The sequence below is a fragment of the uncultured Phocaeicola sp. genome, from assembly GCF_948499155.1.
GTDB lineage: Bacteria > Bacteroidota > Bacteroidia > Bacteroidales > Bacteroidaceae > Phocaeicola > Phocaeicola faecalis.
In genome coordinates this window covers 18000-40934 of sequence record NZ_CAOOSE010000017.1, presented here as the reverse complement: position 1 = coordinate 40934, position 22935 = coordinate 18000, and the positions used below count along the sequence as shown (strand labels likewise).

The following is a 22935-nucleotide window of genomic DNA, read 5'->3' as shown; positions in this document are numbered from 1 at the left end:
GATTACTCTTCAAATTCAGCTCTTAAAATTCTCAACACGTCATCTACCGTGTCTTCTTCGAGGTCCGCTTTTTCAATCAACATTTCACGCGGAGCATTGATTACAGCTTTAGCCGTATCCAATCCGATACCTTTAATGGCATTGATAACCCATTCATCAATTTCATCCTTGAACTCATCCAAGTAGATATCTTCGTCCATCGCGTTTTCATCCAGTTCGCGGTACACATCAATCGTATATTCGGTAAGCATACTGGCGAGCTTAATATTCATACCGCCCTTACCGATTGCCAAAGATACTTCTTCCGGTTTCAGATAGACTTCAGCTTTTTTGTCTTCTTCGTGCAACACGATTGAAGAAATTTTGGCCGGACTCAAGGCACGCTGAATGAACAACTGAATGTTAGAAGTATAGTTAATCACGTCAATGTTCTCGTTACGCAACTCGCGCACGATTCCATGAATACGTGAACCCTTCACACCAACACAAGCACCTACCGGGTCAATACGGTCATCGTAAGACTCAACTGCAATTTTTGCACGTTCGCCCGGAATGCGCGCGATTTTCTTAATGGTAATCAATCCGTCATTAATTTCGGGGACTTCCATTTCGAACAGGCGCTGCAAGAACACAGGTGAGGTACGGCTCAGGATAATTTTCGGATTATTGTTTTTATTGTCCACACGAGCCACTACAGCGCGGGCTGTTTCGCCCTTACGGTAGAAATCGCTCGGGATTTGTTCAGTTTTGGGGAGTAACAGCTCATTGCCTTCATCATCAAGCAACAAGATTTCTTTCTTCCAAATCTGATAAACTTCCGCACTGATTACAGTACCTACCCTATCAATATATTTGTTGTATAAACTATCTTTTTCCAGTTCCAGAATCTTCGACGCCAATGTCTGACGCAGATTCAGGATGGCGCGTCGGCCAAACTTGGCAAAGATTACTTCATCAGTCACTTCCTCACCCACCTCATACGAAGCATCTATCTTCTGAGCTTCCGTCAGTGAGATTTGCATATTCGGATTAGTCAAGTCCTCATCTGCAACAACTTCACGGTTACGCCATATTTCGAAATCGCCCTTATCCGGGTTCACGATAACGTCGTAATTTTCATCAGTGCCAAACATTTTCGCGATTACACTACGGAAAGACTCTTCAAGTACACTTACCATAGTTGTTCTATCAATATTCTTTAATTCCTTAAATTCCGAAAATGTATCAATCAAGCTGATTGTTTCTTCTTTTTTGGCCATAATTATTTAAAACTAATTAAGTATTTAGTGTATTTTATCTCATCATACGAAAAAGTAACATCTTCTTCCACCAGTTTGGGACGCTTTGCTCCTTCCGGTTTCACTTTTCTCTCAATAGTTACAGTAAAGTTATCTTCGTTAGCCTCCTTCAACACACCTTCCAGCTTCTTGCCGGTCTTAGTCAGCACTTCAACGTCCTTACCAATGTGTATCAGGTATTGTTGTAACACCTTAAAAGGTTGTCCGATACCAGCCGAGCCTACTTCCAATTCATAGTCTTCCTCCTCACGGTCTAGCTTAGACTCAATGTAGCGGCTGAGTTCCACACAATCATCAATCCATACCCCTTCGGCATGGTCAATTTCTACTACAATTTTGTCATCCGGGTTCACTGTGACGTCTACTAAAAAGTAATCTTTACCTTCCAACCATTCATCAACAATCCGGGTTACTACATTCTTATCTATCATTTATTAGTTATTAAGAACAAAAAAAGGGCTTAATCAAGCCCCACCATTCATCCATTTCGCTGCAAAGATACAAATTATCTATCAGTGCCACAAAATATTCTATTAAAAAATTGTAGTTTTGCAGAAACTTATAACACTATGGGTAAAAACAGTTTAAATACCAACAAACAATTCATGATAGGCAATGGCATACTTGCCTTCGGAGTCTTGGCTGTAGTCATTATCTTCCTTTATATGTCTTTCCGTTTCAAGCGGGATGCAAATAAGGTCGTCACTTATGAGGGCGTGTACAACATCGAGGTAAGTAAAGACTTTGCCGGTGACAGCATTGCAATATATGTAAATGACAGCCTACTGATGGACCGCACCATGCCCGATGCCAGCCTAAAACTGGAAATCAATCGGTTTGCAGAAGGAAATGTCCTAATGGTGGTGGACAACAAAACGGATAAAACCACCCCTTTCAATCTTAATCCAAAGGGAAGCAAAGTGATTGTCAAAAAGAATGAAGACGTGATTTATATACTTGAAAAAGAAGCGGATACAGCCCAATAAAGAGCCGGAATGACAAAGAAGGAGATGTGTCAACAGTTATGTTTATGATTGGAACTGTGACACATCTCCTTCATTACTAATGATACTCTTCAAGGCTGCTATATTTACCCCTAACAAGAAAAGTACCTATTCGATTTCTTGATACAATGTACTTTTAACATTGAATAATCATTTATTTATCAAATTTCTTTTCAGTACTTGTCTCTTCACTCTGTTTTTATCACTTCTGCAGTTTCAACTTACGCGAAGCCTCCAAATTCCCCGAAACAGCCTTTAACACAAGCGTCTGAGAATCGGCCGTCGCAACAAGAAACGAAGCAACACCAGCTTCAGCTTTTATTGTAGCCGGGCCGCGCACCTCGCCGCCTTGTAATACTTCCAGCCTTACTTCACGATTGTTCTCTCCAAAACAATCGGTACCATGCAAATCCTTCAAGTTGACATAAACAATCAGTAAGTCATAACACGAGGCAGGCACACCGCTTTCAAAATAAGTGATATCCATCGCCTCAACTGCACCCGGTGTGCGGACAACATGTTCGGCCACAGCTTTTCCATCCTTATATCCTATCGCTTTTAATTCACCCTGCTCCCACTTGACATTGAAGAACGTAAAGGGAGGAAAGTCGATATTCACAGCATTTCCGCCATCAGGACGCGATACATACTTTGCAGTAGACGGTTTGTTGTCAGGACGCTGACGTGCCACTACTCGCCCGTTTAACAACAGTTGCACTTCATCTACATTACCATATACTTGCAATGTATCCGAAGAATCTTCCAGCCAATGGCTGTTGATAAAAACTTCGTATGCCATAGGTCCGGCAGGTGTAAAACTTCCTTTTTTTACCTGCGTACGGAAATAAAGCAGACCGAATTTAGGCAAACGGAACACATCAGCCAAACCACTGTAACAGATATTGTCGCAACATCCCCGATTATAGTCATACATACTCCACACTGCGCCACCAATCGTCCAAGGATAATAAGCACGATAACGGTTATGACTCCACTGGGCATTCCAAGCGTTTTGCGTCATTGCATGGTCACCGTCTCCACGAGTCACTCGAGTCGTGCTATAATGTCCACCAAATTCATAATCATAATATTCACGGATAAAGCCCGGTTTTCGGGTTGTATTGGGACGATTATATCCTTCCTCCCAATCATTATAGCATACATCGAAACCATCATATCCATAAGTATCGCCCGATGTATAACATTGGTCACCGGGAAATTCCTCATGAGCAGTCTGCACCGCTTGATTTTTCCAATTTTTGGGAGGCCATGATTCATTAAGGGTTGTTTCCCACATAATGATAGAGGGATGGTTACGGTCACGGCGTATCAAATCACGAATATCCTTGTATGTATGATTAATGAACCCCTGTGCCTTATTGAAGAATTGCCATCCGGGAATCGGTTCAATAACCAGCAAACCCAACTCATCACAAGCCTCCAGCACAGATGGGTCTTGCGGATAATGCCCCAAACGCACCGTATTAAAACCATTGTTACGTATCTGATACATATCGCGGTACTGCGCTTGGTCGGAAATGGCATTCCCCACATAAGGATACTCTTGATGCCGGTTGCTTCCTTCCAGTATCAGAGGCTTGCCATTAATGACAAACCCTTTCTCGCGCGTCATTTCAATACGGCGTATTCCGATACGCGTATTCTCACAATCGGTAACTTCCCGACCGTCCATCACCTCGGTACGCAATACATAGAGAGCAGGCGAATCGGGATACCATAATTTAGGATTGTTCACTGCAAACTGCTGCGTATGATGCAGCGTAGTGCCGGCAGCCAAGACAAGCGGACTTTCCACCGAAGCCACTTTCTTGCCACATCCTCCTTTCTTCTTGCTCCATTCATAAAGAGTATGCCGTATAGTCAGATGTTTTTGTATTCCGGTTTTATTACTTACCTGTGTTTTCACCTTTACCTCAGCTTCCAGCTCCGATACCCGGGGATAAGTGACAAAGACTCCTCCTCCGGCCACTTCGTCCGCCATAATAGGATGAGTAATATGCACAGGCTGTTTTACGATGAGATTCACATCGCGATACAATCCTCCGTAGTAACAGAAATCAAGCGTCTCCAAAGGTTTGCCGGGAGGTATGAGCGGATTGTTCCGATTATCCAAACGTACCAATATTTCATTGGCGCGGTCGGCATGAAGCATTCCGGTAACATCCGCCACAAACGGAGTATAACCACCGGAATGCTGTGTCAAGTGTTGTCCGTTCACCCATACGTCTGCCAGATGCATCGCTCCTTCAAATTCCAGCCAAAGTTGCTTATCTATTTCTTTTCTACTGATATTTAACTGCTTACGATAATAGCATATCCCTTGCCACTGATGAAGTACAACAAGCGGTTCCACAAAAGGAGTATGTGGCAAATTGACCTGCTCCCATTTTCCCATCGAAAGCTGATTGAGTTCCAGTTCCAAAGTGTCCGGATGTACTGCCAAAGCCTGATTTTGTGCCTCTACATGTTGGATATTGAATTGTGAACTCCAATCAGAACCTTGATTCTTTATTTCAGTCAATTGTTGTTCCTTCTTCAAACGTTGGAACTCCCAATCAGCATTGATTTTTATGCTTTGTGCGCCAAGCGGTAAAGCAAACAATAAAACGAATGCGAAAGATGCAATATTCTTTTTGTTCATATATATTTATATTAAGATGCCTTCCCAAAAATTAAAGCAATATTCAATTGAACAAAGTTAAATAGTTTTCCGCTTATTAGATGTAGATTCATTAAAAAAATGGTAAGTGGAGATTTACTAGTGAATAGTCTTTCAATAAACAAAACAGATTGATTTATAAACAGAGAGAGCATAGTGCCCTATCAAACACTACACTCTCACATTCTATCATTTAGCCAAGCAAGTTTTTTCAAACAAGATATTTCCCTGTTTATCAACTACTTGTAATTTTAAGCCATCCTTAGCAATCTTACCTTTTAAAGCTGTTACACTCTCATTTACCAAAACTGGAAAATGAACTTTTTCCGATGGTTCATAATAATAATACCCCGGCTTGTTAATATGATAATGCCCTGATATCATTACATCTATTTTACCTCTATTCAAAATAGGTATAAACTTCTCTAATACTTCAGTTGGACCATGCCATATATCACCCTGCCAATCTACCGGAGGCATATGACCGATTACAATTTTATAAGGAGCTTGTTTAAAGTCATCAGATTCTATAACTTGTTCCAACCATTTAGCTTGTTCTGTCCGATAATTATCATAATCAGTTATCCCACTATATTCAATATCAGAGTCCGGTTTATCTTCACCTGTATCAAGAAAGATAAAAAAAGCAGGCCCCTGACGCAGAGTAAAATATAAATGCGGTTCTTTTACTGAAAAATAATTTTGGAAAGAAGTTGCAAAAACCCCTCTCGTTTCATGGTTACCACGAGCATAATACATTGGCTTTTCTTGAGCAAATAATTCTATTGACTTATTCATAAAGCTATCAAATACTTGTTCTTCACTCTTGGATTGAGAAACCATATCCCCATTATAAATAACCATATCACTCTCTGTATAATTTGCAGCATTCAATAATTCAGAAATATCATTTGTCCGACCATGAATATCATTTAGAACAGTAAAAGATATCTCTTTCTTATTACGGTTATTCGTAGTAAAGCATAACGGTTTCTTACTCCAAACATCTGTTGCAGCTATTCTTCCATAGATAACTTCTACTCCTTGGTGATCTAATATTTCCTGAGAATAAACCCTATAACGATAAGTTGTGCCAGGCTTTAAGTCTGAGATTTTTACGCTATGAATCAGACTTGTATTTTTCACTCCATTCTTAGAATCAAAATACCTACTTCTCTCCTTTTGATAAAAATTAGATCCATCATCTGGAGCCAGTTCTACCCAACCTATTGAAGGTTTATTAGACACCCAAACAATCGTAGTTTCCGTTTCTTTCAGATTCTGCAAATACGGACCATATTTAATCTCTACACGTTCTTGAGCAAATACTACCACCGCTCCAAAGCATATCAAAAGAATGCTTATCAAAAAGCGCTTGATTTTTTCCATTTCATTCATATTTAATATCTAAATCTTCATCTCGGTTTTAATAGCCTTCATTCTGTTTTAGGTTGGGATTCCGATCTAATTCCGTTTGTGTAAAAGGTAAGTATCGGTTATATGGCTCATACTTAAGTTGTTCCAGTTTACGGAACTTCTCATTCTCCGCTGTCGGTAATTCTACTACTGCCCTACGAGTAGGATCTGTTTCTTTCATATCCACTGTACCTGAAATACGATACAATGTCTGATTCATAATTGTTTCGGCCAAAGGCTTTCCTGTTGTATCCTTCCAGCGAAGCAAGTCTGCCCTACGTAAACCTTCTCCTGCCAACTCGATACAACGCTCCCTACGTACCAACTCCCGCAATTTATCTTGAGTATTATACTTGTTTCGATCCACTACGATATGCCCTCTCGTTGTTCTCAATTCATCTAATATATCAAAAACTTCTTCTGTATTCTCATTCTTTTCTACATTAATTTCCGCTATGGTCAACAAAACCTCGGCATAACGAAATAAAATAGGGCAAATAGCAGCATTACTTAATGAAGGAGAAAACTGAGTTGTTGGAAGAATATATTTGGCCCAAAGTAATCCTGTATGTGAAGCATTAGTAGCCGCATCCATAAAATCAGCATTTGCACTTTCACCTATTTTTTTATCTAATGTATTAAAAATGCGCTTCACCCCTGCAGGCGATGTAAAATCCATACCCGGATAAATCACGGTCTTATACAAACGTGGATCACGGTTATAAAATGGATGAACAGGATCATACCCCGAACCTTCTTCATCAATAGTTTGTCCATTGTTCATTTCATACATATCTACAAAGTTCTGGGTAGGCACCCAAGAGGCCCATCCTCCATCTTGATTATTAAACATACGCACTGCATTATCGAAAGCATAAGTATCCTTTACATGTTGCATTGCACATATAATTTCATCAGAATCAACACCAGCTTCGCTGAACATTGTCAAGAAATCAGGGTCCAACTTATATAAATCTAAGTTCTGTATATCACGAGCAGCCTCCATAGCCTGATCTAGATCTCCCCAATACAAAGAAGCCCGCATTTTAATAGCTAAAGCAGTACCTTTAGCTATCCGACCTCGTTCTTCTGGCCTTTTATTCAAATCGGCTATGGCCACATCAAGTTCATCATAGACAAACTTCTTAACATCATCTTCCGAACTTCTAGGTAACTGTGCGTCTTCCGCAAGTTCAGGAAGACCAGTTATTAATGGAATACCTCCATACCAAAAATTCATCTGAAAATAACGCCAGGCTCTAATCGTACGAACCTGCGCTACCAAATCTTTCTTTTTAGCTTCATCTGCAAAAAGCACTTGTCCTGCATTCTCCAAAACAAGATTACAACGGCGAATGGTTGTATAGCTATAATATCCTACAGTAGAAGTCGATGATGAAGAGCCGTTTGACACATTCTTATAAGAACTAGACCCAGTAAAACTATAGGATATGTCCGACATACAATCAGCAAAAAAAATGTCACTGGAACCTGTTGCCGGATTATTCCAATTTTCGTAGCAAGCCGTAACTGCATTTATTACATCAGCTTCTGTTTTCCAAAATGTTGCCGGAGATAATTGATCATTGGGAATCGTATCAAAGAAATCATTACATGCAGATAATCCTCCACATAAACAAACAGATACAATCAAATACTTTATCGTTTTCATAATATAATTCATTTTTAGATTAGAAAGTCAAATTAACACCCACTGAATGAGTTGCAATCTGTGGATAATGAGAGCCTCTTCCTGATGGAGCTTCAGGATCAACATCAACAGGGAGACTGTCAAAACAAAACAGGTTTTCACCTGAATAGTATACTTTTGCATTAGAAATGCCTAACCCTTTTAACCAATTTTTAGGAAGTGTATATCCAAACTGCACATTCTTTATACGTAAATAATTAGCAGACTGCATCCAAAAGCTGGAATAATTAGAAGGGTCACTAGCAGATTTTCCACCTAATGCCACACGTGGGAAGGAACCATCAGGGTTTTCCGGTGACCAAGCATCTAACCATATAGTAGAAGGATGAGAATCATCACCATAAAATTCGCCAAACACTTCGCTAGTAAAGTAACGTTCTACTCCAGTAGCCCCTTGTAATAATACAGACAAATCGAAATTCTTCCAAGAAGTATTCAAATTCAATCCAAATGTAACCTTAGGCTGTTCTGCTCCTCCAACACGACGGTCATCTGCCGTTAGTTTTCCATTACCATCTGTATCTTTATAGCGAATATCTCCAGCTTTAAAAGCCTTTCCAAAGGGATTCCCATAAGTTTTTGTAAACTGATCAGCTTCTTCCTGACTTTGAAAAATACCGTCTGCCACATATCCATAAAAAGAATTATACGCTTCTCCTACCCGATTGATATAGTAGCTTGAAATCTTATCTCCTCCAACTCCCAGATCTAAAACTTCATTATGATTAAATGCTACATTTCCAGATGCATTAAAACGCCAATCTCCCCATTGTTTATGAAACGATGCTGTAACTTCAACTCCTCGATTTTCCATTTTCCCTACGTTATCTTTATAAGCCCCTAATCCAAAGGTAGCAGGAACAAGTACATCCATTATAATACCATCAGTCACACGGCTATAATATTCAATCGAGAAATCCAAGCAGGAAAATATACTAGTTTCAACAGCAATTCCCCAGTTAGTTGTAGTCTCCCAAGAAATAGACTCAATCTTTTGACTCGTTTGAGTTACTCCTGTATTGGTTATGCCACCAAATGGATACTTAGATCCTATACTATAAGTCACCATCCAAGGATAAAAGTCATCCAAAGCATCTTGATTTCCTAACTTTCCCCAAGAGCCACGTATTTTTAACGACTGCAACCAATCTTGTGTGCCTTCCATAAAAGACTCTTCTGAAATCCTCCAAGCAGCAGAAACTGATGGGAAATATCCCCAACGGTTACTTTTGCTAAAACGAGAAGAGGCATCCGCACGGAAATTAGCTTCGAACAAATATTTTCCAGCATAATCATAATTTATCCTGCCAAAATAAGACATCATAGCCAACTCCCGAGTAAATCCAGAATTTTTCTGAGTAGCAACAGCACCTGCATCAATATCCGTCAAGTCGTTAGTAGGAAAACTTTCACGAGAAGCCCTTACCTCATCTTTGTTATATTTCTCTATATGATATCCTAATAACCCTTTTATGCTATGCTTTCCAAATGTATGATCATAATTAGCCAATAAATCGAAGTTATAACGATTCCATTGATAAATTCGTTTATCAACAGAGTTAGGTCCATGATATTTATTAGCATTATACTGAATGTCTTTCACATAATCTTTATAATCCTGAATATTAGAAACATAAGAGCCTTGTGCTGTCAATTTTAAATCTGGAAGAATATCATAATCCAAAGCCAAAGTTCCTGTGAAATTCTGATTCTTACGAGTAACAACCTGATCTAAATCTAACCACGCAATTGGATTACCATCTCCAATAGTTCCATATGTTCCATCTGCATTTTTATACGGAATCCAAGGAGCAATACGATTAGACTGACGAATTATCTGATCTGACCCCCCTCCTACATAAGAGTTGGTTGGATCATCATAGTCATTATGTATATATGCCATATTCGCTTTCAGGTCCAACTTATCGCTCATTTTCACATCCAAATTCATACGGAAATTAAACTGTTCCCTGTTACTATTAACCATAATACCATTCTGATGCTGATACCCAATAGAAGTCATGTATTTTACATTGTCAGCTCCGCCAGAAAGATTTACATTATGCTTATGCATAAATCCATTTCCTTGAAAAGCCAAATCCTGCCAATCCGTATCAGGATGTCCATAAGGATCTGTCCCATTACGAAACAATTGAATATCTTCCTCTGTAAATCGCGGAGATTTTCCATCCGATTCTAAGGCTTTATTATATAAGGTAGCTGCATCTGCCGAACTTACCCGATCAATCATACCTGTAGCCTTTTGCCAACCAAAACTTCCACTATAAGCAATTGTCGGCTTTCCACTTTTACCTCTTTTTGTTGTTATCAAAATTACACCATTAGCTGCTTTTGACCCATAAATAGCTGCAGATGCAGCATCTTTTAATACAGAAATAGATTCAATATCATTGGGATCTATAGAATTCATCGTACCAGTTTCGATACCATCTACCAAAATATAGGGGTCTGAATTATTCAGGGTTCCTGTACCTCTCACCCTAATTGTACCAGCATCTTGTCCCGGACGTCCTTGTCCTGAAGTAATAGTCATTCCCGGAACTGCCCCTTGAATAGCCGCCGTCACATTTGTAACAGGTCGTTCTGTCAATGCTTCACTGCCAACAGTAGCCACAGATCCTGTCAAATTCAATTTTTTCTGAGAGCCATAACCTACCACTACCACTTCTTCCAATGTCTGTGTATCTTCTTTCAAGACTATTCTAAAGGAGTCTTTCCCTTTTGTAGCAACATTTTGCGTCAAATAGCCAATATACGTAACTAGCAATTCTCCATTGGTGTCTATCTCAAGACTAAACTGTCCGTCAATATCTGTAATTACACCATTCGTTTTTACATTCTTTTCAACTACATTTGCTCCAACGATAGGTTCACCGGCAGCATCTGTTACAACTCCGATTACCTTTTTCCTTTTCGAAGAAGTAGTTATCTCTGATTTCTTCTCTATAAGATAAATTTTATTGTTCTTTATTTCATAAGCTACTTTTGTACCAGCCAGCAACTTGTCCAAAGCTTCCTCCAGATTACCATCTTTTACCTGAATAGAAACCAATCGGTTTACATCCACTACTTGATCACTAAATACCAATGCCATTCCAGTCTGACTCTTTATAGAAGACAAGACTTTCTCTATTTTCTCATTCTTGAAATTTAAAGAAACTTTTTGTGACCACCCAGAGGCTGTAAAGCCAAATAAGAGAATACCCAACAGCAGTAACTTTTTCATTTTGTTTTTTGAGTTCATTTCATACACAGTATTAAATTATTATTTCATTATTATAAAAGGCCTTTCTGCATAGGCTAACACATCATCAAAAAATAGGTATGAGTCAAAATTCTCTTTTTTTCTTTAAAATCGCAAAAAGCCCGTTCATAGTAAAAACGACAATCGGTGATACCTCTGTTTTACCTTATTCATTATAATAAGTATAGAACAAAAATATCACCGACTGATTTTATAATAACAACTTTATTCCTTTTCGGTTATCTCAAATATGCCTTTTCCAGTTTCGTTGAAAGAGATATGCGACACCGCTTCCAAGTCATTTAAGACATCCACTACATTTACTTTATTAGTGGATAAAGTAAACCTATGATCCAGCAATGACGAATCAGGTACAATAAAGTGTACATCGTACTGTCGTTCCAATACCTTGACTATCTCTTTCAAAGGGGTCAAATAGAAGTTCAAACCTTTGGAGCGCCATGAGGTTATCTGTTCCATATTCTCAGGACGAGAAATTTGACAAACACCCGACCGACGGTTATACTCGGCACTTTCCCCCGGATGCAATGGATACTCCTTACCTTTGGTATCTTTCAGCAGCACGCCCCCTTCATCCAGTGTCACCCACAGATTCGATTCTGCCGTATAAGCCTTAACATTAAATTTTGTGCCGGTCACCTTTACATTAATATCTCCCAAATCGACTACAAACGGACGATCCTTCTCTTTGGCCACCTCAAAATATCCTTCTCCCCACAACTCCACTGTGCGGGTGAATATACCAAACTTTTTGGGATACTTCAGCCGGGTATCCGAGTTTAATTGAACAATCGTTCCGTCTTGCAACACGACACGCATCTGCTCACCACAGGGTACGACCAATTCTGCATATTCGGTCTCAGAAAAAAGGCCAACCTTATCTGCCAAAAACCAAACTGAACCGCAAAGAAATATAAAGGGAATCAATACAGCGGCAGCCCACCAACGACGATAGGAATTAACCCGACGCCGGGGTTTTATTTGTTGCAGGAAACGCTGCTTCATCTTTTCCTCCGGTATGGCATGAGGTACCCAATTCTCTACCTCACCCTCCGTCAAGGACAACATTTCCCCATCCATTCGTTTCGATAAATAATCATGTCCCTCTTCGGTGGCAAACCACTCCGAAACCTGTCTCGCATCTTCTGCAGATGCCTTATTATTCAGAACTTTATCTATTACAGCATCATCTATTTTCATCTTTTTGCCTGTTTTTCGCTAATTAATAAAACACTTCACCCCGATAAAGGTATGAGTCTGTCTTTAATAAAAAAAATAAAACCATACTACATGAAGCAACATTATCAGCGGTTCAATGGCATTACGCAACAATTTAATCGCCTGTGTATAATGTGATTTTACAGTAGGAACGGTTATCTGCATCATGTCTGCTATCTCTTGATTAGAAAGTCCTTTTCCAATCTTCAGCTGACATATCTTTCTTTTTTGAGGAGGAAGCTCGTTTATTGCCGACCACAAATGCCCCTTCAACTCTTTGCTCTCAAGTTCTTTCAGGAAACCTTCATCCACTTCTTCACCTTGCTGGGCTATCTCATAGTGCTTTTCAAACACAATCTGCCTGTGCCGCAATTCATTTAAAATATAATTTTTGAGAATAGTAAACAGCAGGCTCCTGATACCGGACTGGAATTCAAAAGAATCGCGCTGTCCCCATAATTTCATAAAAGTATACTGAACAGCATCTTCAGCTTCTTCACCGGACTTAAAATACCGATAAGCCAATGCATACAACAGCCGATTGTACCGTTCAAAGACAATGGTAAAGGCGGCCTCGTCTCCCCGGCGGAGTCTGGCATATAACTTTTCATCAAAATCTATAAATTGATTCATCACGGAATAGTTTCAATTAAAGGTTAAGGCAACATTCGATGGAGCAAAGTTAGATAAATTTCCGCTTATTAAATATAGATTTTCTTAAAAGATTCCGATGCACTCCAAAAAGACTAAAGTGTTTTCCGAAAAGACTTTAGTCTTTTTGAAAAACACCTAATTGTTTTTTTTAAAGGCCTTGGTCTTTTAAAGACTTCCATCTTCTCAGCCAACAATAAAAGCGTTATTCAGTTTTACTCAGCAGGAAACAAGAATCAATTATCTTGCTTTCACACAACTCCTATCATAAAGTGCTGATTTAAAACTATATACCGTGAAAGAAACACCTGCTTTGTGTGAAAGGAGAAAATACTATAACTTTCCTGTCCGTGCACCCACTGATATAACAAAGCTTTCAGGACACCACCCAAATCCATACCTATAGAGTTTTTCCGATTCTATAATAATTATTGCTTATCATCTACCGGAAGCGGAGTGGAGTTGTCTTTATAGGCGGCAAAACCTTTAATCTTCACACGCTCCTGCTTGTCACTTTCCGATGCAGCATTGCTCAACTGTTGCAGATTCTCTTTGATACTGTCATGAGTAATAAAGAAATGGTCAAGCATCGCTTTCAGATATTCATCCAACGGCCCCTCTTTCGGAGTAAACAACGTGTGGCATTTCGAATGAAGTCCTACATTCTTCTCGTCTTCATCGGCAGTATAGATAGTAGTAACCAACGATTCCACATTCACCAGGTTTACTATTTCTTTCAGGTAAGGCAATGCCGGATTTTCGATGCTGATAGAAGCCCACCATGGATTCCAAATCATGATAAAGCGAGCCTCATCCTCTACAGCAATATAAAAATCATCTCCCTGATACTTAAACACGATATGCCCTTCCTCATTCGTCTCGGGTTGACAACCTATCTTCTTCAACACAGCAATGACCAACTCTTCCGTCCCGATTTCTTCCAAATCTTCTTTCGTCATGCGGTCAAGGTGATCTCTGCGCTTTTTCCGTTCGTGACGGACGCGAAGGAGCAAAAAGGTTAACGGCCATAATGCCAATGCTATAACAGCAATAAGAATAGTAAGATCGGTCATGCTTGTTCGTATTTAAAGGTTATGGTATCGAAACAAATATAAGAAATATTATCGGAAAAACACTTTATTACAGCTTAAATGTTTCCATTTCTCCCGCACGAAGTATTTTTTTCTTTGACTTGACCGTCTTTCCCTATAAAATACCGTTTCATAAATGTCTTTTCACATCCGGCATATTTATATCAAAATTCTTTCTAAAAATCAGTATTGAATTGTCGTAACTCCGCCCGCAGCAGATGCGCCCTTCCCTCGGTCATACTATCCAGCAGTTCCCAAAAACGAGGACCATGATTCATTTCTTTGGTATGCGACAACTCATGTAACAACACATAATCCATCAGATGCGAAGGCAACAGCATCAAATAACAAGAAAGGTTTATACTTCCGACTGCCGAGCAACTGCCCCAGCGTCCTTTACTTCCGGTTATCTTCACTCGTTTGTATGACAGGCCATAGTGTTCTGCCAATGCATCAAGCAAAGGTGGCAAATATTCGGCGGCCGCTTTCTTCATCGCTCTGATAATGGCATTACGCACCAATCGCTGCACCTCCTCCTTTGTAAAGTCAACATCACGGGGACAAATGATTTTTATTCCTTCCTCCGTATTCCGCACAGAAAAACAGGTAAAATTGCCTTTTTCCAGCCATAGCCTGAAACAAGGAGCCTGAATACGGAAGTCCAAGTCTATAGGTTTCTTACATACCCTCTGCCAGTCCTGCAACAAACGTTCACGATATTGCTCTACAACTTCCATCACCTTACTGCTTAGGCTGTAAGGCGGTACCGTAACATGCAGTCCATCCGGCTTTACACGCATGGTAATGTTACGTGCCAAACGATGGGTACGCACAATAATACGGTTGAAGTCTTTGTCAGCTAATACTCTCTTTGTTGCCATATCAGCCACAAAGATATATTATTCACAAGAAAAAAAAGAGGAAATTGCAACTTTACTGTTATCCTCTTCGTCTAATAGATAGAAACCAATAAAAAAACACAGAAATATGAAACGTACATACTTTTACTTATTCGGTCTGGTTATGACTCTGACAAGCTGTGTAAACGGCATTGCTCCCAGTAAAAACAAAATAACCAAGAAATACAGTGTGGAAGCATTCGATAATATTGCCAGCCAGGGTACCGTCAATATTGTATTCAAGCAAAGTAATGCCACAACTGTAGAGGCCTATGGTCCTGACAATGTCATTTCTAATCTTATTGTTACTTCGGAAGACAGTACACTGAACATCTCCATGAAGAAAGGTGTGAAGTTCCGCGGTTTGAAGGACAACAATGTCACAATCACCATTACTGCTCCCGAGCTAAGCAGCATCAGCCAACAGGGTACAGGCAATATGACCTTGAAAGATTCCATCAAAGTGGATGATATAAAAATCATTTCCAACGGAACAGGAAATTTTAAAGCCGACAAATTGATAGCCGACAATATAAGTGTACGGTCTGACGGAATAGGCAATGTAATGCTGAAAGGAAAGGCAGAGAAGGCCAGCTATCACATCAAAGGCATTGGAAACCTAAACGCCAAAAATATGATTGTTTCGGATGTTGTCATTGAACAAAAGGGCATTGGAAATGTTTCTTGTTATGCATCAGGGAAGATAACCGTAAGTACAAACGGAATAGGAAATGTCGATTACTTTGGGAATCCTCCAACTACTGATATCAATAAATCAGGTATCGGCAACGTAAAAAGAAGATAAAGCTCATTTCATAACTCTCTCTTTACATTAGATTATCTACCAAAAAAAGGATTACTGCTCACGCGGTAATCCTTTTTACATTATTTAGTTAGTTAATTTAAAATTTGAGAGAATTGAAACTTCACAGCCTCGAATTAAAAAGTTGTTTTAATAAGCACTAACTATCTATTTATATATAAAAGCAAATGAAAATGTTATCTACTTCTTTACTCCTGTCGCTGCCTCATCTGCGGCTATCTTTGTAACCGTATCTATTGGCAACACCGGTTCATAAGCCACTTGCGGGTCATTTGCCGTATCACGGTAGTCGTCATGCATATACACCACATCACTACCATCATCCTGCATGGAACGTTGCACCACCGTTCCCATCACAAACAAGACAGCTATCATAGCAGCAGCCTTGAACAACGGCATAAAGCGCGTTCTCAAAGTGAGGCGTTGCGCTTTCACAACCGGTTTTTCCACCCGGGCCAGAACCTTGGCATCAAAGTCACTGCCCAGCCCTCTCTCCTTCTCAATCTCCTGATAAGCAAACATTGCCTTGTAACGGAGTAAATGAGCAGGAATCTCTTTCTGACGAAAGAAAGAACGCAAAATCTGTTCCTCTTCCAAAGAAGTCTCACAGTTCCAGTAGCGCTCCAATAACTGTTCAATGTACTTATAATCCATAATTTTCTATTTCAGTATATCTTTGTTTTATCTTTTGCCGACCCCGAAAAAGATTTATTTTCACCTGCTCTTCCGGTATCTGCAAAATATCTGCAATTTCTTTATAGCTCTTTCCTTCAATATCCCGCAACTGCATAATACTTCGTTGCTTTTCGGGAAGTTCGTTCAGCAGGCGGTGAATCAAACCTAATTGCTCACTCTGTGCCAACTGTTCGTAAGGGTTCAATGCATCGGGCAGTTCCTGTGTTTCGGGTGTCAATTCCATGTGCTGTGAATCTATCTTTTCACTCCGGTCTATTGCCAGATTTCTTGCTACCGTCAGGCAGTAGGCTTCGATGGATTCAAAATTCGGCCACTCATCACGTTTATTCCATACCCTAATCATCGTATCCTGCACCACATCCTCCGCTTCAGCACTGTTCAGCGTAATACGAAAAGCCAACCTGTAGAGTTTGTCTTTCAGGGGCAAAATGTCGTTTCGGAAACTGATTTCTTGCATTGCTCTGTAATAATGACGGGTGAGATGTACAAAAGTTACACTCACCCGCTTATTTTTTTGAATTATTTTTTGATTATTGTTCCACCTTCTCCTTTAATGGCTGAAGCTAAGGTAATTACCACCTGGCTCACTCCTGCATCAATGGCAGAAAAGGAGTTTTCCAGTTTAGGTATCATCCCTCCCTGAATGATACCCCGGGCTACATATTCTTTAAACTCTTCGGGAGTAATAATGGGAATGACGCTATCATCGTCATTTTCGTCACGCAATACGCCTTTCTTCTCAAAACAATAGACAAGTGTCACATCAAAGAGTGACGCCAACGCTTTTGCTGTTTCTCCGGCAATAGTATCGGCATTCGTATTCAGCATGCTTCCCTGTCCGTCATGTGTCAGAGGAGCCATGACAGGAACGATACCTTGGCGAATCAATGTGGCTAGAAAATCGGCATTCACCTTTTCCACATCACCCACATAGCCGTAATCCACATCCTTCACCGGGCGTTTCACTGAACGGATTACGTTCATATCCGCTCCGGTCAGCCCGATAGCATTCACTCCTCTAGCTTGCAGACCGGCAACGATATTCTTATTGACCAGTCCACCGTAAACCATGGTTACCACTTTCAGAGTCTCGGCATCCGTAATACGACGACCGTTCACCATTTTACTTTCAATACCCAGTCGGGCTGCCAGTTTGGTGGCAGAACGTCCCCCACCATGCACCAACAGTTTATATCCTTCGATAGCGGAAAAGTCAGCCAAAAGCCGGTTTAGCGTAGCTTCTTCCTCTACAATCTTTCCGCCTACCTTTATTATAGTCAGTTTTTCTTTCATCGTTTTATGTTATTCCAAATAAGTATATCCATAAAGGCCGGAACGATAGTTGGACAAGAATTCCTTTCCTTCTTCTACCGAGATTTTGCCTTCTTTTACAGATTTAGTCACCCAAGTTTCCAATGTGCGCACCAGTTTCTTCGGATTATACTGAACATAATCCAGCACTTCGGCCACGGTCTCGCCATCAATCACCTGGTCAATAGAATATCCTTTATCATCCACCGATACATGCACTGCATTCGTATCGCCGAACAAATTGTGCATATCTCCCAAAATTTCCTGATAAGCTCCTACCAAAAAGACACCTATATAATAAGAGTCTTTTTGCTTCAATGAGTGTACAGGCAAGTCGTGCGATACATAACGAGTAGATATAAAGTTGGCTATCTTTCCGTCAGAGTCACAAGTAATATCTTGCAAAGTAGCATTCCGGTCGGGCTTCTCGTCCAGTCTTTGGATAGGCATAATAGGGAATATCTGGTCTATCGCCCAAGAGTCCGGCAAAGATTGGAAAAGCGAAAAGTTGCAGAAATATTTATCAGCCAACAGTTTATCCAATTTACGGAATTCATCGGGAGCATGTTTTAATCCCGAAGCAATCTGATTAATCTCACGAGTCACAGACCAATAGAGACGTTCTATCTGTGCACGGGTTTTTAAATCGACAATACCATGGCTAAACAAGTCAAGCGCCTCTTCTCGAATCTGTTGTGCATCGTGCCATGCTTCCAGCATACGGCTCTGATTCAGATTATCCCATATTTCATACAACTCATGCACCAGCTCATGATCTTTTTCACTGACCTCAAACTCTTCATCCATTTCGGGTAAAGTGGCTGTTTCGAGCACTTCAAAGATGAGTACCGAATGGTGTGCCGTCAATGAACGTCCACTCTCTGTAATGATATTGGGATGCGGAATGTTATTTTTATCACTTGCATCTACCAGTGTAGAGATAGAGTCGTTTACATACTCCTGAATGGAATAATTCACACTGCTCTCACTATTGGAAGAGCGGGTACCATCATAGTCTACCCCCAAACCTCCTCCAATATCAACAAACTCAATACTAAAGCCCATCGCATGCAATTGCACATAAAACTGTGAAGCTTCGCGTAAAGCAGTTTTTATACGACGTATCTTGGTTACTTGACTGCCGATATGGAAATGAATCAGTTTCAAACAGTCTTTCATATCTTTCTTTTCCAAAAAGTCAAGTGCTTCCAGCAACTCACTGGAAGTCAGTCCGAATTTACTGGCATCGCCGCCGCTATCCTCCCATTTTCCACTGCCCGAAGAAGCCAGTTTAATACGGATACCGATATTAGGACGTACATTGAGCTGCTTCGCCATCTTTGCAATCAAGCGTAGCTCATTCATCTTCTCTACGACCAGAAAGATACGCTTTCCCATCTTCTGTGCCAGTAGAGCCAACTCAATATAGCTCTCGTCTTTATATCCGTTGCAGATAATCAGTGAGTCCGAATCCGTGTTGATGGCAATCACTGCATGCAGTTCGGGCTTGGAACCGGCTTCCAGTCCTAAATTAAACTTCTTGCCATGACTTATGATTTCTTCTACCACCGGACGCATCTGGTTCACTTTAATAGGATAGATGATAAAGTTTTCAGCTTTATAACCATACTCTTCGGATGCTTGCTTGAAACATTTCGAGATTTTTTCGATACGATTATCAAGAATATCCGGGAAACGGACCAGCATAGGTGCTGCGACATCCCGTAACTGAAGCTCGTCCACCAATTCTTTCAAATCGACTGCGACACCGTTCTTACGGGGAGTTACCACTACATGACCTTTGTCATTGATACTAAAGTACGAAGTTCCCCAACCTGTAATGTTGTAGAGTTCTTCCGAATCTTCAATACGCCATTTTCTCATTTCTTGTTCTGTGCAAAGAGTGTATACTTTTACTAAATAGATTATAACTTTTTAATCTGTTTATTTATTCAGCAGCTTTCTCAAGCTATCTACCGAAGTCTGTATCTGCGACTTGTCTTCCAACTCATCAGCCCGAAACAATAACTTCGCCTGCGAATAAAAAGGATGACGCTTCTGCAACGCTTCACAAATAAAGTTCATCAATTCTTCATCGCTCTTGTTTGCCAATAACGGACGCTGCTGCTTCGCCACTTTCAGCCGGCGAAACAATACCTCGGGCTCCACCTGAAGAAACACAGTATCCCCGCAAGCATTCATATAGTCCATATTGTCAAAAAAACAAGGAGTGCCTCCACCGGCCGAAATTACAACATCTTCAAACTCAGCCACCTCATGCAGCATCTTTTGCTCCAGTTCGCGGAAACCCTGTTCTCCGCGTTCTGAAAACAACTGCTGGACAGTTTTGTGAAAACGCTCCTCAATATACCAATCCAAGTCTATGAAAGTAAGACCCAGTTCGCGGGAAAACGCTTTACCTAAAGTCGTTTTTCCCGCACCCATATATCCTATTAAAAATATACGTGTCATTTCTTTTTCTTAGCAGCCACCCGTTTACGAGTTTCACTTTTTTCTTTCTGCAATTCTATCACCTTAAAGCAGGTCTCCAGGTTTAAATCTTTCGGCTCTACACTTTCAGGAATCTTATAGTTCTTTTTCTGATAAGCGATATAAGGTCCGTACCGACCATTCAGAATCTGCAAATCCGGTTCTTCATGAAATGTTTTAATAACCTTCTTTTCGGCAGCTTCGCGCTTGGCATTAATCATTTCAATCGCTCCTTCCAAGGTTACTTCCATCGGGTCTTCACCCTTGGGGATAGATACGAACACATTATTATGACGGACATAAGGACCAAACCGCCCCACTCCTACCGTCACTGTCTTGCCTTCATATTCACCCAAAGTTTTGGGGAGTTTGAACGAATCAAGCGCTTCTTCCAACGTAATTGTTTCTATCGAAAGACCTTTCGGCAAATGCGCAAACTTGGGTTTTTCCTCATCATCGGCTACCCCTATCTGTATCATCGGACCAAATCGACCGATTTTTACCGACACAGGTTTTCCAGTCACCGGGTCATTTCCAAGCATTCTTTCACCCACCTTATGCTCGCTCTTCGCATTCATGGTCTTGTCCACCAACGGATGAAAACCGTCATAGAAGTTCTTCATCACACTGGTCCATTCTTTCTCACCTTCCGCTACTTCATCAAACTCTTTTTCAACATTTGCGGTGAAATTATAATCCATAATTTCAGGAAAGAATGACATCAGAAAGTCATTAACCACAATACCTACATCAGTAGGCAGCAACTTAGACTTCTCATTCCCGGTCGTTTCCGTCTTGATGGTTTCGGTTATCTTATTTCCTTTCAGTTTCAATATTTCATAAGGACGTTTTACGCCTTCACTGTTTCCTTTTACCACGTAGCCACGTTGTTGGACTGTCGATATAGTAGGAGCATATGTAGACGGACGACCGATTCCCAGTTCCTCCAGCTTACGCACCAGACTGGCTTCGGTATAGCGCGGAGGACACATACTGAAACGCTGAGTAGCAGAAATTTCTTTATTTTCCAATGACTGTCCCTTGCTCAAAGGAGGCAATAAGCGGCTTTCATCCTCCTGCTCGTTATCGTCATCATAAGACTCTTTATATACACGCAAGTAACCATCAAAAATCACAACCTCGCCAATAGCAACGAAAGTTTCTTCACTATTACTGATAGAGATGGTAGCAGTGGTCTTTTCGAGTTCAGCCTCCGCCATCTGTGATGCAACAGTACGTTTCCAAATCAGTTCATACAGTTTCTGCTCTTGTGCTGTTCCTTCGATGGTCTCATTCGCCATATCCGTTGGACGGATTGCCTCATGAGCCTCTTGTGCACCTTTTGTCTTCGTTGCAAACTGACGTGTCTTTACATATTTTTCCCCCATCAGCGACATGACCGTCGACTTGCTGGCAGCCAATGCCAAATCCGAAAGATTCACAGAGTCGGTACGCATATAAGTAATTTGTCCGCTTTCATATAAACGTTGCGCCACCATCATGGTCTGCGCAACCGTAAATCCTAACTTCCGGGCAGCCTCCTGCTGCAAAGTAGAAGTAGTAAATGGAGCTGCCGGCGACTTTTTAACCGGACGGGTTGTAATATCTTCAATCGAGAAATCCGCATCCTTACACAATTCAAGGAATGCTTGAGCCTCTTCTTTTGTCTTGAAACGTTTGCTCAATTCAGCCCTTACTTCCGTTTTATTGCCATCGGCATCAGGAGCTTCAAATATAGCAGTTACACGATAAGAAGGTTCGCTGACAAAAGCATGCACCTCACGCTCACGTTCCACAATCAACCGAACGGCAACAGACTGCACACGACCGGCAGAAAGAGCAGGTTTTACCTTCTTCCATAAAATAGGAGAAAGCTCAAAGCCCACAATTCTGTCCAAGATACGACGCGCCTGCTGAGCATTTACAAGATTCTCATCTATGTCACGCGGGGTTTCAATGGCTTTTAATATCGCAGTTTTGGTTATCTCGTGGAATACAATACGCTTTGTCCTCTTCGGATCCAATTTCAACACTTCATATAAATGCCACGAAATGGCTTCTCCCTCACGGTCCTCATCGGATGCGAGCCACACCATATCGGCTTTTTTCGCCGCAGCTTTCAACTCACTTACCAGTTTTGTCTTATCAGGAGGTATCTCATAAGTCGGTTCAAATCCCTTCTCTACATTGATACTGAAGTCCTTCTTCTTTAAATCACGGATATGCCCGTAACTGGAAAGGACTTTATAGTCTTCTCCTAAGAATTTTTCTATGGTCTTGGCTTTTGCGGGTGACTCTACAATTACAAGATTTTTTTGCATGATATAATGTATTCCATTTTAATTAAGGGCAAAAGTAGAA

At 40.6% G+C, this 22935-nt stretch carries 18 protein-coding genes; 2 read left to right on the top strand and 16 right to left on the bottom strand.

Going from position 1 to position 22935, the window contains the following annotated elements:
* Positions 1-2: 2 nt before the first annotated feature.
* Positions 3-1259, bottom strand: a complete 1257-nt coding sequence (gene nusA, locus QYT14_RS12460; protein WP_005942450.1) for a transcription termination factor NusA — start codon at positions 1257-1259, stop codon at positions 3-5.
* Positions 1260-1261: 2 nt separating this feature from the next.
* Positions 1262-1729 (bottom strand): ribosome assembly cofactor RimP, encoded by a 468-nt coding sequence (gene rimP / locus QYT14_RS12455; RefSeq protein ID WP_237038730.1) that lies wholly within the window; start codon positions 1727-1729, stop codon positions 1262-1264.
* Between the two features lie 138 nt (positions 1730-1867).
* On the opposite strand from rimP, the gene QYT14_RS12450 reads away from it, so the two are divergent.
* The gene (locus tag QYT14_RS12450; RefSeq protein ID WP_288325087.1) at positions 1868-2284 is read left to right on the top strand and encodes a hypothetical protein; all 417 of its coding nucleotides are present in this window, start codon (positions 1868-1870) and stop codon (positions 2282-2284) included.
* 220 nt (positions 2285-2504) lie between these two features.
* Here QYT14_RS12450 and QYT14_RS12445 read toward each other — a convergent pair whose 3' ends face one another.
* The 8 genes from QYT14_RS12445 to QYT14_RS12410 all read right to left on the bottom strand — a co-directional run bounded on the left by QYT14_RS12445 (position 2505) and on the right by QYT14_RS12410 (position 15236).
* Positions 2505-4964 carry a glycoside hydrolase family 2 TIM barrel-domain containing protein gene (locus QYT14_RS12445; protein ID WP_288325086.1) on the bottom strand — a complete coding sequence of 820 codons (2460 nt, stop codon included), beginning with the start codon at positions 4962-4964 and terminating at the stop codon, positions 2505-2507.
* A gap of 207 nt (positions 4965-5171) precedes the next feature.
* Complete coding sequence (locus QYT14_RS12440) at positions 5172-6371, bottom strand: FN3 domain-containing metallophosphoesterase family protein (RefSeq protein ID WP_288325085.1); 1200 nt, start codon at positions 6369-6371, stop codon at positions 5172-5174.
* Between the two features lie 37 nt (positions 6372-6408).
* Positions 6409-8070: a RagB/SusD family nutrient uptake outer membrane protein gene (locus QYT14_RS12435; protein WP_288325084.1), complete on the bottom strand. Its 1662-nt coding sequence runs from the start codon at positions 8068-8070 to the stop codon at positions 6409-6411.
* A gap of 19 nt (positions 8071-8089) precedes the next feature.
* Positions 8090-11356 (bottom strand): TonB-dependent receptor, encoded by a 3267-nt coding sequence (locus tag QYT14_RS12430; RefSeq protein WP_288325083.1) that lies wholly within the window; start codon positions 11354-11356, stop codon positions 8090-8092.
* Between the two features lie 243 nt (positions 11357-11599).
* Positions 11600-12595 (bottom strand): FecR domain-containing protein, encoded by a 996-nt coding sequence (locus QYT14_RS12425; protein WP_288325082.1) that lies wholly within the window; start codon positions 12593-12595, stop codon positions 11600-11602.
* 63 nt (positions 12596-12658) lie between these two features.
* Positions 12659-13246, bottom strand: coding sequence for an RNA polymerase sigma-70 factor (locus QYT14_RS12420; protein WP_288325081.1), 588 nt, complete (start codon positions 13244-13246; stop codon positions 12659-12661).
* Between the two features lie 446 nt (positions 13247-13692).
* A complete protein-coding gene (locus QYT14_RS12415; RefSeq protein WP_237038738.1) occupies positions 13693-14337 on the bottom strand; it encodes a YbjN domain-containing protein in 645 nt (214 codons plus the stop codon).
* A gap of 194 nt (positions 14338-14531) precedes the next feature.
* Positions 14532-15236: a YgjP-like metallopeptidase domain-containing protein gene (locus tag QYT14_RS12410; RefSeq protein WP_288325079.1), complete on the bottom strand. Its 705-nt coding sequence runs from the start codon at positions 15234-15236 to the stop codon at positions 14532-14534.
* A 106-nt stretch (positions 15237-15342) separates the two neighbouring features.
* Between QYT14_RS12410 and QYT14_RS12405 the strand changes: the two genes are divergently transcribed.
* A complete protein-coding gene (locus QYT14_RS12405; protein WP_288325077.1) occupies positions 15343-16059 on the top strand; it encodes a head GIN domain-containing protein in 717 nt (238 codons plus the stop codon).
* Between the two features lie 198 nt (positions 16060-16257).
* Here QYT14_RS12405 and QYT14_RS12400 read toward each other — a convergent pair whose 3' ends face one another.
* The 6 genes from QYT14_RS12400 to topA form a co-directional block, all read right to left on the bottom strand.
* Entirely contained in the window at positions 16258-16731 is a 474-nt protein-coding gene (locus QYT14_RS12400) for a hypothetical protein (protein WP_288325076.1), read from the bottom strand.
* Positions 16721-17230 carry an RNA polymerase sigma factor gene (locus QYT14_RS12395; RefSeq protein WP_237038835.1) on the bottom strand — a complete coding sequence of 170 codons (510 nt, stop codon included), beginning with the start codon at positions 17228-17230 and terminating at the stop codon, positions 16721-16723. The genes QYT14_RS12400 and QYT14_RS12395 overlap by 11 nt, the downstream gene beginning before the upstream one ends.
* A 62-nt stretch (positions 17231-17292) precedes the next feature.
* Complete coding sequence (gene argB, locus QYT14_RS12390; RefSeq protein WP_237038742.1) at positions 17293-18066, bottom strand: acetylglutamate kinase; 774 nt, start codon at positions 18064-18066, stop codon at positions 17293-17295.
* A 9-nt stretch (positions 18067-18075) separates the two neighbouring features.
* Complete coding sequence (gene speA / locus QYT14_RS12385) at positions 18076-19968, bottom strand: biosynthetic arginine decarboxylase (protein WP_288325075.1); 1893 nt, start codon at positions 19966-19968, stop codon at positions 18076-18078.
* A gap of 60 nt (positions 19969-20028) precedes the next feature.
* The gene (locus tag QYT14_RS12380) at positions 20029-20556 is read right to left on the bottom strand and encodes a shikimate kinase (RefSeq protein ID WP_288325074.1); all 528 of its coding nucleotides are present in this window, start codon (positions 20554-20556) and stop codon (positions 20029-20031) included.
* Positions 20553-22895 (bottom strand): type I DNA topoisomerase, encoded by a 2343-nt coding sequence (gene topA, locus QYT14_RS12375; protein WP_288325072.1) that lies wholly within the window; start codon positions 22893-22895, stop codon positions 20553-20555. Before topA ends, QYT14_RS12380 begins: the two co-directional genes overlap by 4 nt.
* Positions 22896-22935: the final 40 nt, after the last annotated feature.